The 16,526-nt window shown below is 59.3% G+C and carries 15 protein-coding genes and 1 pseudogene; 8 read left to right on the forward strand and 8 right to left on the reverse strand.

Annotated features, from left to right (window positions below; genetic code table 11):
• Positions 1-23: 23 nt before the first annotated feature.
• A complete protein-coding gene (locus HDE80_RS14835; protein WP_184672135.1) occupies positions 24-1,148 on the forward strand; it encodes a LacI family DNA-binding transcriptional regulator in 1,125 nt (374 codons plus the stop codon).
• Here the strand turns inward: HDE80_RS14835 and HDE80_RS14840 are convergent.
• Entirely contained in the window at positions 1,096-2,211 is a 1,116-nt protein-coding gene (locus tag HDE80_RS14840; RefSeq protein WP_184672137.1) for a Gfo/Idh/MocA family oxidoreductase, read from the reverse strand. The genes HDE80_RS14835 and HDE80_RS14840 overlap by 53 nt on opposite strands.
• A gap of 119 nt (positions 2,212-2,330) precedes the next feature.
• Here HDE80_RS14840 and HDE80_RS14845 point away from each other — a divergent pair, with 119 nt between their 5' ends.
• Complete coding sequence (locus HDE80_RS14845; protein ID WP_221437581.1) at positions 2,331-3,215, forward strand: phytanoyl-CoA dioxygenase family protein; 885 nt, start codon at positions 2,331-2,333, stop codon at positions 3,213-3,215.
• A gap of 51 nt (positions 3,216-3,266) precedes the next feature.
• On the opposite strand, the gene HDE80_RS14850 is transcribed toward HDE80_RS14845, so the two are convergent.
• Positions 3,267-5,138 carry a sigma-54-dependent Fis family transcriptional regulator gene (locus tag HDE80_RS14850; RefSeq protein WP_184672141.1) on the reverse strand — a complete coding sequence of 624 codons (1,872 nt, stop codon included), beginning with the start codon at positions 5,136-5,138 and terminating at the stop codon, positions 3,267-3,269.
• Between the two features lie 248 nt (positions 5,139-5,386).
• Between HDE80_RS14850 and adh the strand changes: the two genes are divergently transcribed.
• The 6 genes from adh to HDE80_RS14880 all read left to right on the forward strand — a co-directional run bounded on the left by adh (position 5,387) and on the right by HDE80_RS14880 (position 13,171).
• Positions 5,387-6,907, forward strand: a complete 1,521-nt coding sequence (gene adh, locus HDE80_RS14855; RefSeq protein ID WP_184672143.1) for an aldehyde dehydrogenase — start codon at positions 5,387-5,389, stop codon at positions 6,905-6,907.
• Between the two features lie 224 nt (positions 6,908-7,131).
• Positions 7,132-8,829 (forward strand): methanol/ethanol family PQQ-dependent dehydrogenase, encoded by a 1,698-nt coding sequence (locus HDE80_RS14860; protein WP_184672145.1) that lies wholly within the window; start codon positions 7,132-7,134, stop codon positions 8,827-8,829.
• Between the two features lie 12 nt (positions 8,830-8,841).
• Complete coding sequence (locus HDE80_RS14865) at positions 8,842-10,077, forward strand: transporter substrate-binding domain-containing protein (protein WP_184672147.1); 1,236 nt, start codon at positions 8,842-8,844, stop codon at positions 10,075-10,077.
• A 93-nt stretch (positions 10,078-10,170) separates the two neighbouring features.
• Positions 10,171-12,372 (forward strand): TonB-dependent receptor, encoded by a 2,202-nt coding sequence (locus tag HDE80_RS14870; RefSeq protein ID WP_255483779.1) that lies wholly within the window; start codon positions 10,171-10,173, stop codon positions 12,370-12,372.
• Between the two features lie 19 nt (positions 12,373-12,391).
• A complete protein-coding gene (locus HDE80_RS14875) occupies positions 12,392-12,799 on the forward strand; it encodes a DUF779 domain-containing protein (protein WP_184672149.1) in 408 nt (135 codons plus the stop codon).
• A gap of 48 nt (positions 12,800-12,847) precedes the next feature.
• Entirely contained in the window at positions 12,848-13,171 is a 324-nt protein-coding gene (locus HDE80_RS14880) for an EthD family reductase (RefSeq protein ID WP_184672150.1), read from the forward strand.
• Between the two features lie 6 nt (positions 13,172-13,177).
• Here HDE80_RS14880 and HDE80_RS14885 read toward each other — a convergent pair whose 3' ends face one another.
• The 6 genes and pseudogenes from HDE80_RS14885 to HDE80_RS14915 form a co-directional block, all read right to left on the reverse strand.
• Positions 13,178-13,489, reverse strand: a complete 312-nt coding sequence (locus HDE80_RS14885; protein ID WP_345776459.1) for a GFA family protein — start codon at positions 13,487-13,489, stop codon at positions 13,178-13,180.
• A 32-nt stretch (positions 13,490-13,521) separates the two neighbouring features.
• Positions 13,522-13,698, reverse strand: coding sequence for a hypothetical protein (locus tag HDE80_RS14890; protein WP_184603417.1), 177 nt, complete (start codon positions 13,696-13,698; stop codon positions 13,522-13,524).
• A gap of 89 nt (positions 13,699-13,787) precedes the next feature.
• Complete coding sequence (locus tag HDE80_RS14895; RefSeq protein ID WP_184672153.1) at positions 13,788-14,240, reverse strand: hypothetical protein; 453 nt, start codon at positions 14,238-14,240, stop codon at positions 13,788-13,790.
• A gap of 327 nt (positions 14,241-14,567) precedes the next feature.
• Entirely contained in the window at positions 14,568-14,942 is a 375-nt protein-coding gene (locus HDE80_RS14905) for a nuclear transport factor 2 family protein (RefSeq protein WP_184672154.1), read from the reverse strand.
• A gap of 141 nt (positions 14,943-15,083) precedes the next feature.
• Positions 15,084-15,452 carry a nuclear transport factor 2 family protein gene (locus tag HDE80_RS14910; protein WP_184672155.1) on the reverse strand — a complete coding sequence of 123 codons (369 nt, stop codon included), beginning with the start codon at positions 15,450-15,452 and terminating at the stop codon, positions 15,084-15,086.
• Between the two features lie 267 nt (positions 15,453-15,719).
• A pseudogene (locus HDE80_RS14915) lies at positions 15,720-16,303 on the reverse strand (transposase); the annotation flags it as partial.
• Between the last annotated feature and the right edge of the window lie 223 nt (positions 16,304-16,526).

Here is a 16,526-nt window from a genome sequence, read left to right on the forward strand (position 1 = left end):
TGCAGACAGGGATGCAACCTGTCATGCATGATTCACTGGTCGTTTTTACTCAGGGCTTGGCATTGAACAAACGTGGTTCTCGTTCGGCTTTCCCTTCGCGCGTCAGTGCGCAGGATGTCGCCGACAAGGCGCGGGTGTCGATCTCGGCGGTCTCGCGGACGTTCACCGAGGGTGCCAGCGTTTCCGCGACCATGCGTGCACGCGTCGAGGCAGCGGCGCAGTCGCTTGGATTTCGGCCCAACCATGCGGCACGGAGTCTGGTTACTGGTCGTACCGAACTCATCGGCCTGGTATCCAATCACTTTGCCAACCCGGCCTTCCTCGATGTATTCGACCATTTCACCCGGCAACTGCAGGCACGTGGCTTGCGTCCGCTGCTGGCCAATCTCGCCGAGCGAGGTGGTGCCGATGCTGCGCTGGAGATGATGCTGAAGTACAGCGTGGATGCCGTGCTCATCGCGACATCGGCGCCACCGGCCGGCTTCGCCGAGCGCTGCGTGGCGGCAGGCCTGCCGGTGATGCATCTGTTCGGACGCAAAGGCGGTTCTGCGACGGCTCCCGTGGTGACGGTGGACAACGCGGCCGCCGGTGCAGAGATCGGCAAGTTGATGTTTGCGCGTGGGCTGCGGCGCTTGGCCTTTCTCGGCGCATCACGTACCGACATGGCATCGCGCGATCGCTGCCGCGGCTTCGAGCGCGCGCTGTCCAAACATGGCTGCAAACTCGTGGCCAAACACTTCGGTGGCGACTACTCGCACGAACACGGCAGGCAAGGCATGCACGCCTTGCTCGATGCTTCGCCGGAGATCGACGGCGTCTTTTGTGGCGATGACATCATCGCCCTCGGCGCGATGGATGCCTGCCGTGAACGCGGTATTGTCGTGCCGAGGGATATCAGTATCGTCGGCTTCGACGATATGCCGCTCGCCGCATGGGCAGCTTATCGCCTCACCACCGTGCGCCAGCCGATTGCTGCGATGATCGAGCAGGCCATCGCGCAGATTGCCACATGGCTGGTCGAACCCGATCAGGTCCCCGCATCGACGATTTTCGATGCTGAGATCGTCGAGCGCGACAGCCTGATCGCTGCTGGCGTCAAAGGTCGATCCAGCGCCGTTCGGCGACCGACTGCAACGCGGCGGCGATAACACGGTCCACCTCGTGGCCAGCGCGGAAATCAGGCCACACCGATTGGCCGCCAGCGATAGCGCGAATGAAGTCGCGCGCCTCGATCACGATCTGTTCGTTGTAGCCGGTACCGTGGCCCGGCCCCTGGTTGAACGACGCGTAGTCGGGATGGCCGGGGCGCATCAAGATCTTCTGGAAGCCTTGCCGCTCCAGCGGGCGATTCGCATCGAAAAGCCATAGCGCGTTCTGATCCTCCTGATCGAAGGCGAGGGCGCCGCGCGTGCCGGTGATGCGATAGGTGTAACCCATCTTGCGGCCAGCCGCGACGCGGCTGAAACCGAGCGTGCCGCTGGCACCGCTGGCAAAGCGCAGCAGCAGCTGGCCGAGGTCGTCGTTGTCTACGGCTTCCTCGCCTTGCGGTCCTGTGCGACGCGCTTGCACGACATGCGTATCGGCGACCAGCGACCGGATCGGGCCGACCAGACGCAAGCAGGCGTTGATCACGTGGGCGCCGACATCGCCCAGCGCACCAGCCGCCGTGGCTTCGCTTTCGCGAGTGCGCCAACTGGCCGGCAGCTGCGGTGAGTGGAGATAGTCTTCGGCATGCTCGGCGGCGATGTGGATGACTTCGCCGATTTCACCCGATGCGATGATTTCATGCGCCAGTTGGCTGGCCGGCGTGCGGATGTAGTTGAAGCCGACCATGTGCGCCACGCCGGCGCGCTCGGCGGCTTCGGTCATTTGCAGCGATTCGTCCGGCGAGCAACCCAGCGGTTTTTCGCAGAAGACGTGCTTGCCTTGCGCGATGGCCGCCAGTGCCATCGGCAGATGCGTGCGCGGTGGGGTAGCTATCACTATCGCATCGATGTCTGGATCGTTGACCAGCGACTGCCAGTGACCGGTCGAGCGTCGCCAGCCCCATGCGCTGGCATGTTTGCGGGCACCCTCATCGCTGGAGGTGGCGAGCATTTCGCAGACGGGTAATAGCGGTGTGTCGAACACGGTTCGCACCGACTGCCAGGCCAATGTGTGTGCCTTGCCCATATAGCCGGCGCCGATCAGGCCAATGCGTAGTTGCTCCATTGAAACTCCTCGTGGGTTTCATTCGACTCTACGCATGCTGCACTGCGTTTTGCAAGCGCTTGCAAAAAAGCGTAGCGTTCGCCTGGACCACTCTTTTTCTCAGTCCGAGGTACGCCATCGTGTCTGCACTGTCCGCTCGCTCACCCGCTATTGTCGTCGGTTCGAAAATCATCGATGCGGCGCATCTCGATGTCGAAGTAACCGTGCGCGAACTGTTCGATGGTTCTGGCGCAGTGACCATCCGAGGCTTGTTCAATGCGGCGGAGATTGCCGAGGCACGCGACGTGGTGATGCGCGAATCCGAATCCGCGGCGCCCAAGGTCACGCACTTCCAGGGTGCGGCGGGCAAGGCTGGCACCATCGACCTGCAGCGGCGTGTGTGGAATCTTCTGGCCAAAGGCGAGGTGTTCTCACGGATGGCGGCGCATCCGCAGCTGATGCAGGTGATGCGTGCGTTTCTTGGTACCGGTTTCACCATGGGCTCGATTGCGGCCAATCGTATTCTTCCCGGTGGACCGGGGCAGGAGCCGCATATCGACTATCCCTACTGGGATTACCATTCGCCACTGACGCATCCGGCGCGGCTCAATGCCAGCTTTCCGCTGAACGCGCAGGCGACGATCATGCTTGATCCGTTCACCGTCGAAACCGGTGCGACGGCCTATGTACCGGGCTCGCAACACGAGCTGCGTTACCCGGTCGAAAGCGACCGCTTCTACGATCGCTGTGAACGCATGCTCGGCGAACCGGGCGATACGGTGGTTTTCTTCGGCGCGGTATGGCATTGCGCCATGCCCAATCTGTCGCAGCAGGACCGTTCGGCGATCCTGATCCAGTATTTGCCGAAATGGGTCAAGCCGATGGAAAACCTGCCGGCCGCGTTGCCTGCGGAATTCATTGCACAGGCGAGCCCGGATCTGCGTCAGCTGTTGGGGCTCGATTTTCCGTATCCTGAGATTCTCGACAGCGCCAGGGCAGGTAATGCCGAGGGACGGATGCGCTAGTTGTTCCTTTAGCGTGCCGATTTATCTACCGATCCATCGATACGTTCGTCGTCAGTCAGCGCCATGTTGCGCAAGACGTCGATAAATCGTGCTGCGGCTGACACCGAGTTTGCGGGCGGCAGCGGCAACGTTGCCATCGCAGGTGGTGATGGCTTCATCGATGGCGTGCAGCTCGATCGATTCGAGGCTTCCCGACAGGTTCGCATGGGGGAGTACCTGCGCCGAACCGTGCGTCCGTAAATCCTCGGGCAAGTCACGTCTGGTTACCACCGATCCAACGTTGCCTAATGCCATCAGACTGCGCAGCAACCCGACCAGCTGCCGCAAGTTGCCGGGCCAACGTCGATTGGCCAGATCCTGCACCAGCTCGGGATGCAGATGCATCGGAATCTGATCGCCGCCCAAGGCACGCCAGAGCTGCTCGATGACCGACGCAAGATCGACATGTTCGTGCAGCGCCGGCAATCGCAGGGTCGACTGTGCAATGCGGTAATACAGGTCAGCACGAAATTCACCGCGCTCTGCCGCTGCGGAAAGATCACGGTGCGTGGCAGCTATCACGGTAACGTCGATCGGGTGCGCGCGACTACCGCCCAACGGTGTGACTTCGCGCTCCTGCAGCACACGCAGCAGGCGGCTCTGCATCGCCAGCGGCATGTCACCCAGCTCGTCAAGGAACAGGGTTCCACCATCGGCTTCGCGCAGCAAGCCGGGCGAGCCTTCGCGGCGCGCGCCGGTGAAGGCGCCCGGCAGATAACCGAACAGCTCCGACTCGATCAGGCTCTCGGGCAGGGCCGCGCAGTTCACCGCAATGAAGGGTGCGCCAGCGCGCGCACTGCGTCGATGCAGCTCGCGTGCGACCACCTCCTTGCCGGTGCCGGTTTCGCCCTGCAGCAACAAAGGGATATCCGCATCGAGCAGGCGAACGCTGCGGTCGATTGCCTCATTCATCGTCGGTGAAAAAACCGGCGCGGGCGAACGCAATGGTTTGACATGCGTAGAGCGCAATGCACGCAGAGGTGTGCTGCTTTGCCGAGGCACATCACGGCGTGCGTGAACCATTTCGCCACTCTGGCAGCGCATGCCGGTCACGCTACCGGGTCGCGGCAATGCCGAGGCAAACAGTTCGTCGTAGCGGCGCTTGCCCAGCTCGCTCCAGTCCATGCCCAAAAGGCGCAGCGCGTGCCGGTTGGCAGCGACAAGTTTGTGTGCCTCGAATACCAGCATGCCTTCACGTGCGGTGCCGAGCAGCGCTGCGTCGGGCTGGATGCGCACGATGTCGGCGCCGTCGAAACCGCTTTCGAACAATCGATGCTCGATCTGCTCCACGGCCAACTGCACCATGCCCAGCGCATGCAGATGGTGCGATGACGATTCGCCGGAAAGATCGAGTACGCCGACCACTTCACCATGCGGGTCGAAGATCGGCGAAGCCGAGCAGCTCAGTACTTTATGTGGCGCGTAATAGTGTTCGCCGCCGCGCACTTCGATCGCGCGACGTTCGATCAGTGCAGTGCCGATCGCATTGGTGCCGGTGGCGGCTTCGCTCCACGGTGCGCCGGGACGCAACGAGACACGAGCAGCCTTGTCGAGAAAATCGGCGTTGCCCAGCGCGTCGAGAATAAAACCGTCAGGTGCCGTCAGCACCACGATGCTGCCGGCGTGATTGGCGCTGGCGTAAAGCGCTTCCAGCTCTGGCCGACACAGGCGCCGCAGTACCTCGTGTTGCTCCTGCATCTTGCCCAGCTGATGCCGCTCGACCAGCGCGACGCTGGGCCGCTCGTCGGCAACAAGGCCTTGCAGGCGACAACGGCGCCATGAGGCGAGGATGGTTTCCGACACCAGGCCGCGCGGTTCGGAGCCACTGTCGAAAAAACTGCGGCGCGCATGGTTGATCGATTCGGTAAAACCCGGATGCCGCATGGGTGATTGTGTGTGTCGCAATATGCGACACCTCCGTGAGGTGTGTCTCGATACAAAACATACGCTGCGACAAAGTGCAACAGCCGAGCTGCCGAGTTTATTGCTGCGTTGCAGCGATTCGGGAATTTTTCCCGGTTGCTGTGCGATCTGGTGGGTTGGCACAGCGCAGCACGGTACCTCGTGACAGGTCCGCTGGCATGGCTCCTGCTCTTGTGTCTGTACCTTCCCCAGACACGGAGTGCTATTCCATGACCAAGCTTGAGCAGCAACATCTCGCGGTGCAGGTTCCCTTCAAGCAGCGTTACGGCAACTTCATCGGAGGCAAGTGGGTCGAGCCGAAAAACGGCAAGTATTTCGACAACATCACGCCGATTACGGGTCATCCGTTCTGCGAGATTCCGCGTTCCGACAAGGACGACGTGGAAGCCGCACTCGATGCCGCCCACGCCGCCAAGGACGCCTGGGGTAAAACGTCGGTCGCCGCGCGTGCACACATCCTCAATTTGATTGCCGACCGCATGGAGCAGAACCTTGAGGTGATTGCCTATGCCGAGACTTGGGACAACGGCAAGCCGATCCGCGAAACGCTTAACGCCGATGTGCCGCTGGCGATCGACCATTTCCGCTATTTCGCCAGCTGCATTCGCGCACAGGAAGGCTCGATGGGCGAGATCGATAACGATACGGTTTCTTATCAGTTCCACGAGCCGCTCGGTGTCGTTGGCCAGATCATTCCCTGGAACTTTCCGCTGCTGATGGCATGCTGGAAACTGGCGCCAGCGCTCGCCGCGGGCAACTGCGTGGTGCTGAAGCCAGCCGAGCAGACGCCGGTAAGCATCCTGGTATGGGCCGAGCTCATCGGTGACCTGTTGCCACCAGGCGTGCTGAATATCGTCAACGGCTTTGGCCTCGAAGCGGGCAAGCCGCTGGCGTCGAGCAACCGCATCGCCAAGATCGCCTTCACCGGCGAAACCACCACTGGTCGATTGATCAGCCAGTACGCCAGCCAGAACCTCATTCCGGTCACGTTGGAGCTTGGTGGCAAATCGCCGAACATTTTCTTCGCCGACGTGATGGACGAGGACGATGATTTTCTCGACAAGGCGATCGAGGGTTTCGTGCTGTTCGCCTTCAATCAGGGCGAAGTCTGCACTTGCCCGAGCCGCGCCTTGATCCACGAATCGATCTACGACAAGTTCATGGAACGTGCGCTCAAGCGCGTAGCGGCGATCAAGCAGGGCAACCCGCTCGATCCGACCACGATGGTCGGTGCACAGGCATCCGGCGAACAGCTGGAGAAGATTCTTTCCTACTTCGATATCGGCAAGCAGGAAGGTGCCAAGGTGCTGATCGGCGGCGAACGCAATACGCTCGATGGCGAGTTCAAGGACGGCTACTACGTCAAGCCGACGGTGTTCTTCGGCAACAACAAGATGCGCGTCTTCCAGGAAGAGATCTTCGGCCCGGTGGTTTCCGTGACTACCTTCAAGGATGATGAAGACGCATTGGTGATTGCCAACGACACACTCTACGGCCTCGGTGCTGGCGTGTGGACGCGCAACGGCACGCGTGCGTATCGCTTTGGTCGTGGCATCCAGGCGGGTCGCGTGTGGACCAACTGCTATCACGCCTATCCCGCACATGCCGCCTTCGGCGGCTACAAGCAGTCGGGCATCGGTCGCGAGAACCACAAGATGATGCTCGACCACTACCAGCAAACCAAGAACCTGCTGGTCAGTTACTCGCCGAAAAAGCTGGGCTTTTTCTGAGCCGAACCGGGAAGCGGGCGGCCATCTAGCCGTCCGCCAGCGTGGACTCCGAAGAACTGCCCGCAGAAAAATCCAGTTTGAAAACACGTATTGAGAACGTGCTGGTCAAATGCACGCTCGCCGAAGTGTGCATTTGATCAGGGCCACATCGCTGCAAGACGGCTAGTAGCAGTACCCATCTGCTCAAGTAAATCGCGAAAACCTGCAACGACGAGGGGAAATACATGCAACGCTTCAATGCCTACCGCAATACCAGTCTTTTTATCGCCATGCTGGTGATGGCCAGTAGCGCACTGGCGGCCGATTACGCGCCTGTCACCGATGCGCGGCTCAATGCCGCCGCCACCGATGACGGCTGGCTGATGTACCGCCACGACTACACCAGTTCCGGTTACTCGCCGTTCGATACGATCAACAGCGGTAATGTGGCGGGCCTCAAGCAGGTTTGGGATTACAAGACCGGCATGGAGCAAGGCCACGAATCACCGCCGATCGTCAACGGCGACTACCTGTTTGTCACCACCCCGAAAGATGGTCTGATCGCCTTCCAGGCCAGCACCGGCATGCAGTTGTGGAAGTACCAGCAGGATCTGTCGCAAGTCGGCCTGAAGACCGTCTGCTGCGACGTGGTCAACCGCGGTGTGGCGCTGTACGGCGACAATGTCTACATCGCCACGCTCGACAACTATGTGGTTGCGCTGAATGCCAAGACCGGCAAGGTGGTCTGGAAGAAGCAGCTATTCGGTGCGGATCTCGGTTATGCGATGACGCTGGCACCGCTGATCGTCAAGGGCAAGATCATTGTCGGCGAGTCCGGTGGTGAGTACGGTGCTCGTGGATTCATCACGGCGCTGGATGCCAAAAGCGGCAAACAAGTGTGGAAGCAGTACACCATTCCGTCGCCTACCGAACCGGGCGGCAAGACCTGGCCCAAAGGTGCCTACAAGACCGGCGGCGGTGCTGCGTGGTTGACCGGCAGTTATGACGCTGAAACCGACACGCTGTTCTGGGGCGTCGGCAATCCGGGGCCGTGGCTCGCCACGCTGCGGCCGGGCGACAATCTGTACAGCGATTCGGTCATCGCGATGAATCCTTCGACAGGCAAGATCAAATGGAATTTCCAGTACACGCCGAACGATAGCTGGGATTACGACGGCACCAACGAGACGGTGCTGACCGATATCAATTATCAGGGCGTGCAGCACAAGGCCATCGTCAGCGCGAGCCGGAACGGCTGGTTCTATGCGATCGATCGCATCAGCGGCAAGCTGATCTATGCGCAGAAATTCGTGACGGCGATTTCAGTCAGCGGCATGAAGGACGGCAAGCCGGTCACCGATCCGGCCATGCGGCCGACGATCGACAAGCAAGTGTTCACTTGCCCAAGCTTCCTCGGCGGCAAGAACTGGTGGCCGATCTCGGTCGATCCGCAGACCCACATGGCCTATGTGCCGGCAATGCATACCTGCATGACGATCAAGGGTGCCACGGTCAGTTACAAGGCCGGCCTGCCGTTCCTCGGCGAGTCGTTCAACGTCACTGCCGATCCGGCATTCAAAGGTCAGTACGGTGACGTGATCGCACTCGACATCAATACCGGCAAAAAGGTCTGGAACCACCCCTCGGAAACTCCGTGGAACGACGGCATGCTCAGCACCGCCGGTGGACTGGTGTTTTCAGGCAGCGCGGATGGCTATTTCTATGCATTCGACGCCAAGACCGGCAAGGTGTTGTGGAAGAGCCCGCAGCTGACCTCCGGCATCATCGGTGTGCCCAGCACATGGAAGGTCAATGGCAAACAGTACATTGGCGTCTACGCTGGCTGGGGCGGCGCCACACCGATCTGGGGCGGCGACATGGCCAAGGACCCGAAAGTGCAGAACATCCCGCTCGGTGGGCACCTCTACGTATTCTCGATGTAACGGAGTCAACGCATGAAGCAACAGGTGTTTAAAAAAAGCCAGCTTGCCTGGCTTGTCGGATCGGCCGCCGTGCTTTTGTACGGCGGCACCGCCGTTGCGGCGGAGTTGTCCGTCTGCATCGACAAAAGCAGTCCGACCGCAGCAATGGACAGTGGGCTCGCGCACGCGATTGCCACTCAGGAAGGCAATACCCTGGCCTTGCACGAGTTTGATGGCAGCGGTGGTGGAGACGACGACGGTTTCAGCATGAAGGAGTTCGGCAAGCTCGCCAAGGCCACCTGTTCGCTGGTACTGGGCTTTCCCGTCGATGCTGATTCAAAATCCACGCCGCCGGGCGTGCTGGCTACCACACCTTATGGTCACACCGGTTTCGTGCTGGTAACCCCGAAGGGTAGCAAGGCGACTACGCTGAATCAGCTTCCCAAAAACACGGATGTTGCCGTGACCTACCAGACCACGCCGAATCTGTATTTCGTCGATCATCCCGGCGTGAATGCAGATATTCATCTAACCGATGACGACGCGCTCAGCGCACTGGAGAAACGCAAAGTGCATGCGGCGATGTTGTGGCAGCCGACGGTCGTGCACTATCTGGTGGGCAAGCATGAGGCGGCGCGTTTCAGCTATCACGAACTCGACGAGCCGCATGCGCAGTTCAACCTCGTTGCACTGTATGACGCAGAGCATGCACCGGCGGCTATGGAGTTCGAGAAAGCGATTGCCGCAATGACCGAGTCAGGCCAGTTGGCGAAGTTGCTTGCACCGTATGCACAAGCCGGCGTGGCGATGCCATCCAGCCGCGGCAAGAGCGCGATGTTGAAAAGGTCGGCGGTTGAGGGCGGCATTGATCGGCGCTGCGGTTCCAAAAAATCGTCGGCGAAAACAGATGCAACACCGCCGACGCTATTTACTTCGACCCAGGCCGATAGTGGAAAGATAAAGTACCTGACCTACTGCGCCATGTGCCATGGTCCGACCCTGCAGGGGCGAGCAGGTCCTGCATTGACGGGGCCGAATTTCGCCTCGGCCAAGGCGAAATTCCACGTCAGCGAGGTGTTTACCATCGTGGCAAACAACATGCCTGCGACATCTCCGGGAACGCTGGCACACGAGGACTATGTGGAGATCATGGCCTTTCTGTTGCAGCAGAACGGTTACCCCGCGGGTGACAAGGCACTCACTTTCGAGGACGCCACAAAATCCAAGGTAAAGCTGCTATACCGTGGTGGACCCATCGATAATAAGTGATCGCAGAGCCATGTTTATGCGAAACCACTGAGACGTCTGGCGCTTCGGTGGTTTTGCTTTTGCTTAAGGGAGATCGATGTGACGCAGGGCATCATGCGCCTTCATCAAGGCGGGCAGAAAGAGTTAGTTACACTGCGACTGGATCGGGCAATCGCACTGGCACTTTGCTTTGCCGCACTGGCTTCGCAGCAGGTGCTTGCGCAGGACGCCGCGCAGGCACCCACGCCTGATACCAAAACCACCACACTGCCGGTTGTGAAGGTCAACGCCAGCCGCATGGCGATTTCGCCGTTCGATCTTCCCGCTGCGTTGACCGTGGTGAACGTGGAGCCGACTTCGGCGGCGCAACCCGGTATCAATCTCTCCGAAACGCTCACTGGCGTACCCGGCATCATCGCGCGCGACCGGCAGAACTACGCGCAAGATGAGCAGATATCCATTCGTGGTTTCGGTGGTCGTGCGACTTTCGGCGTGCGCAGCATTCGCCTGTATGTCGATGGCATCCCGGCCACGCTGCCGGACGGGCAGGGCCAGGTCTCGCAGTTCAATATCGATAGCGCCGATCGCGTGGAAGTGCTGCGTGGACCGTTCTCCGTGCTGTACGGCAATGCCGCCGGTGGTGTGGTGCAAATGTGGAGCGCGGACGGCACCACCGTGCCGCAGACAACGCTTGGCTTTTCTGGCGGCAGCAACGATACGTTCCGCTACAGCGCCGATACGCGCGGCATTGTCGGTCCGGTCGACTACAACATTGCCGCGTCGGAATTCATCTCCGGCGGTTATCGCCAGCACAGCCGCGTGCATCGCGAATCGGACAATGCCAAGTTCGGCATCGACCTAGGCAAGCAGCGCAAGCTAACTGTGGTGTTGAATCGCTTCTATCAGCCCATCGCGCAGGACGAACTGGGTCTTACGCGTGCCCAGGTCGATGCCGATCCGCGCCAGGCCACCGCCGTAGCCAGCCAGTTCAATACCCGCAAGAGCACCAAACAGACCCAGCTCGGCCTGATCTACGAACAGCAGGTGGATGAAGACGACCAACTGCGCGCGATGGTCTATCACGGCCAGCGCAGCATTCTGCAGTTTCAGGCGATACCCGTGGCAACCCAGAAAAATCCGCTGCAGTCCGGCGGCGTGGTACAGCCCGATACCGATTACGGCGGCACGGATCTGCGCTGGACACACAGCGGTGATCTGCTCAACCGCGACTACGAGTTCGTGCTTGGCCTGAGTGCCGACTATCAGCATCAGCGCCGGTTTGGCTTCAACAACTTCGTGACCAATAGTGCCGGTATCACTCAGTTGGGTGTGATCGGCGCACTGCGTCGTAACGAGAACGACGATGTCGACAACGTCGATGAGTACGCGCAGTGGTACTGGCACTTTGCCGATCGCTGGTCGCTGTTGCTGGGAGCTCGCCGCGATGACGTGCACTTCCACGAGCAGGATTTTTATATCACCGCCACCAATCCCGATGACAGCGGCCGCGTGACTTACTCCGCCACCACGCCGGTGGCTGGTGTGCAGTTTCGTCCGTCCGACACCGTGCGCCTGTATGCCAGCTATGGCAAGGGCTTCGAGACGCCGAGCTATAACGAGCTGGGTTATCGCAGCGACGGTCAGCCCGGATTGGCGTTCAACCTGCGGCCGCAGTACAGCCGCAATCTCGAACTCGGTGCCAAGTGGCAGATCATGCCCGGGCTGGAATTCGATGCGGCCGCTTTCCGTGCCGACACACGCAACGAACTCACCGTCGACACCAACGAAAACGGGCGCGCCACTTATGAGAATGTGGGCGATGCGCGCCGGCAGGGCCTGGAGTTTTCGTTGACCGGACAGCTCGGGAACGACTGGCAGCTATCGGCTGGATTCACTCATCTTCAGGCGGAATTCCGCAGTGCGTTTTTCACCTGTACCACCACGCCGTGCGCGGTGCCGACCACAGCGGTGGCTGCCGGCACGCCTATACCTGGCGTGCCCGACAACTACGGTTCGCTGCGCCTCGAACACGGTACCGATCTGGGCTGGCACGAAGGCCTCACCCTCCAGGGCGTAGGCTCGGTCACCGTCAACGATACCGACACACAGCATGCGGCAGGCTATGGGTTGATCGACATCGACACCAGTTACACCTTTTCGCTTGGTGAGACAACGCGACTGCAGCTCAGCGCCAGCATCGACAATCTGGCCGATCGCCGTTACATCGGTACGGTTATCGTCAACGACAGCAACGGTCGCTATTTCGAACCCGGCCCCGATCGCACCTACATGCTCGGCGCGCGGCTGACGTTCTAGCCCAATGAAGGAGACAGCCATGTCTGACGTTCAATCCATCGAGACAACGACCGAGAAACGAGTCGAGAAGGTCCTCGCTACGGCGGCGGCTGATGCATTGATCGAGCGGCTGCGGCAAAAGCATGGTCCGGTGCTGTTCCATCAATCCGGTGGCTGCTGCGATGGCTCCTCGCCGATGTGCTATCCGCAAGACGACTTCATTGTCGGCGATCGTGACGTGCAGCTCGGCGTGATCGCCGGTGCGCCGTTCTACATGAGTCCGTCGCAGTACGAATACTGGAAGCATACCCAGCTGATTATCGACGTCGTCGAGGGGCGCGGCGGCATGTTCTCGCTCGACAATAGTGAAGGCATGCGCTTCCTCACCCGCTCGCGCCTCTTCACCGATGAAGAGATTGCGCAGCTGCAGAAAGACGGCCGATTCTGAGTTCAGCGAATCCGTTTCACCACGAAAGTCATCAACAGGAGACAGGCAATGGTCAAGGTCAGTGTGATGTATCCCAACGTTCCCGGTGCACGGTTCGACCACACTTACTACAAAGACAAGCACATGCCGCTGGTCAAGCGCCTGATGGGCGACAGCTGCAAGTACTACACGGTCGACAAGGGCATCAACGGTGGCGCACCCGATGCACCGGCCACGTATGTCGGCATGTGCCACATCTTCAGCGAATCCGCCGAGACCTTTCAGGCCGGTTTTGGCCCACACGCCAAGGAAATTCTCGCCGACATCGCCAACTACACCGACCTCGCGCCGGTGCTGCAGATGAGTGAAGTGGTGGTGGGTTTTCCGGGGTAATCAACGTCACGGCATGCCCGCGCCAACGGTTGCCCGAACGGGAATGCCTGTTGTATCAAAACCTTCAAGGCAGAATACGTTGATGCCAAAAAAATCTGGCGCGATCCGTTTCCTGTGAAAGGGATAGATACCGCAGACTTTGCAGAAGTAGTGTGTCGCAGTAAACGTATGGAACTGATACTGAGTCAATGACTCAGCGCCTGCGAGGAGTTTGAACTGGCTCTCGTGGACCTTGACCATGAGTGCATTCTTGCGCCGACAGATGGAACAGTCACAGGTCGTGAGCTCCGGAAAGTCGGATGCGATTTCGAAGCGCACCGCGCCGCAGTGACAAGACCCCGTGAATGTCTTCAAATCTGCTTGGCCGGAGCTGATAGCGGCTGAGGATTACGACGAAAAAGCCGAAACCAGAAAAAGCTTTCAGCGAGAAGGCCTACTGCAGTAAACACAGCAGCACCCGAGGAAAAGCCAAGAGCGTAAAAGCACATTGCTGTGAGCAGACAGGCAATCGTGACTAGATGCTTCATTTGAGTAGCTCCTCATAAAATATTCCAGTGATGCGCAATGCCTGAATCAAGCAGCGCGCAAGATCGTTTTGTTCTGCTGGAATGAGTTGTCAGGTTGCATGGGTATCTCCCTGGATGATTGACTTCAGCGTATCCAATGCCAATGCCTCATCAAGAGTGCTTGCCAGGGTAGCAATATCGTTTGGCACCCAGTTCGGAAAGGGTATCGCTTCTGTGACATGTTTGCCTGACGCCGTGTGCTGCTCAACGAGTTGCGCAATCTGTTCCGGGCGGAAGTGCCCGGCACAGCGAACCAGGGCAGGCCATAACCGCCGATGCACAAGCGTGACTTTGCCAGAGATGAGGCGGCACACAAGAACTTGATCAGACTCATGAACAAGACGCGTGATCTGAAAAATTTCCTTGCCGCGAGGATGAGTCCACCAGCTGCCGCTGATCTTATCGCCAGTGATTGCCTGAACGAGCGAGGGAACTTGGCCGTTGGCCGATTCTAGAACGATGCCGTGCTTCCGGACGAAGGTAATTGCTTCAGCGGGTGTCACAGCAATTCTCCTTTGCAATCTAGCCTTTCCTTCAAGCGGACCGCTGGAGGTGGGGCCGCTTGAAGGAAGGGTCAGGCGTTGGCGCTGATGCTCTCATTGTTCCTCCAACCAATCGACGGCTTCACTTTCGTCTGCAAATGATCGGAATTGGCGACCTCGCTTCGCCTCGCCGATGTACTCGCCAAAGCGCTCGCTAAACGATCTACCAACGTCGAAAACACACGCCACAGCGATTCGATAGTTGACAAGCTTCTGAATGAACTCACCGGCAAACCGATTTTGTAGCTCAAAGAACTCTTCTGGAAGGGTAGGGCCCAAAGCCAGGTTTTAGACCTTCTTGGGAACGCGTTGGGCTGGATCATAGAAGAACGTCTCCTCCGCGATTCGTTCACCCTCCCAGCGCTGGTACGCGAGCTCTTCCATATGTGTGACCGTGCCGTCGGCCCAATCGAAGTGAAAGATCCAGCGAATGACGACTCTGTCGCCGTTCACGAAGACCGGGCGAACGCACTTCGACCATACAGACTTGGCTCGCTCCATGATCTTGTGTTCGTTGGTCACGTGTGCGTCTCTTCCAACCCGCGGAGGCGATTGGTTCTCTTGCATCGAAGAGTCTGCGGTATAGAACTCCTCGCATGCTTCGGCATGGGCATTTTCTTCAACACGTGCGATGAAGCGCTCAAGTGTTACGGTCGTGGGCATTGGCTTCCTTCGGTTGAACGATTAGGGGCTATGGCCTAACGCGCGAATTAAGCGGACCGCCATAGGCGGATCCGCTTGAAGGAAGGGTTAGGCGGCGGTCGCTGAGACACAACCGATCTTCAGGCGGGCGGATTCTGCCACTTACGCTCCACCCGCGTAGAAATACTCCTCGCGTACGATCTTTCCATCCTGAATGGTGAAGAGTCCGACTTCGTCCATCTTCATTCTCTGGCCGGAGGGCTTGTTCGTTACGTCGTATTGAAATCCGACGACGAACCTATTGCCATGGGGCCAAGGACCCGTGACAGAGGCCGAATGGATTTCGTGATTGGCGCTCCACCATTCGCCTTTCGCCTTGATGGCGGCAAGGCCTCTTGCTTCTTGTTCTGCGCCTGGCATCGCAATCGCTTCTACGCTTACAGCGTCGGAAGCGTACAACGCCTTCGCCTCATCGTTCTTTCCTTGCTTACAGAGGTCCACCAGTTTGTTGGCAATATCGAGGGTGTTCATACGGTTTCCTTTCGGTCGAAGTGAGAGATTTGAGGGCTCCCAATCGGAGTCCAGGCCTTGTCCCAAGCGATTGTTGACGGGTCACGCTGCATCACCTTCGACACGGCGCCGTCAAAGAGTCTCCAGCAGACCTGCTGACAGCGTGGTGTCAGGAGAGATTCAGACGAGATGAAAGACGGCTGACGCTTGAATTGAGCGGTGGCGTAGGTCTCCGCTTGGATGAGTATTTAGGCACAAATCCTTCATCGCCTATCAAGGCCTTCGTGCAGCCGTGCGATCAAACACAAAATCGATCGACCAGACCTCGTTGGCGGTCGTCGGTCGAGCTAACGGCTGCTGCTCGGTAACGGGCACCTTCTTCCGCTTGCGTCGACGCACCTGCAGCTCCGCTTCCTGATACAGCCGTTCCACGCGCTTGTAGTTCACGAGCAACCCGGCCTGTTGAAGCTTCAGATGGATCATGCCGACGCCGTAACGCTTGTGCCGTTGCGCCAGAGTCAGAATTCGTTGCCGGAGTTCAGCGTCACGATCCGGTCGCGTTGCATAGCGATACGCGCTGGCGCTCATGCCCGCGACCGCCAACGAGCGCCGCTCGCTCAACCCCTTGTCGACCATCTGCCGCACCAGCTCGCGCCGCGCCGGTGCGTTCACCACTTTTTTCGCAGGGCATCCTTGATCACTTCGTTCTCAAGCAGCTGCTCGGCCAGCAGCTTCTTCAGTCGCCCGTTCTCCGTCTCCAGCTCCTTCAGCCGCTTGGCGTCGGGCACGCTCATGCCACCGAATTTGCTACGCCAGAGGTAGTACGAAGCCTCGCTGAAACCGTGCTTGCGGCACATCTCCTTCACCGGCATGCCCGCTTCGACCTCGCGCAGGAACCCGATGATTTGTTCTTCTGTAAATCGCTTCTTCACGTCCAATCTCCATCAGTAGGGGGATTGGACTCCAAACCTATGTGCTACTCAAAATGGGGGGGACGTCGGAGTTCCTACGCAAAAGTGGACACCGACTGGTTAGCCGCATTGTGCCTCGAACTCGATGGGAGAACGATACCCCAACGCGGAGTGCAAGCGCTTG

This window comes from Rhodanobacter sp. A1T4, assembly GCF_014207185.1.
Taxonomy (GTDB): Bacteria; Pseudomonadota; Gammaproteobacteria; order Xanthomonadales; family Rhodanobacteraceae; genus Rhodanobacter.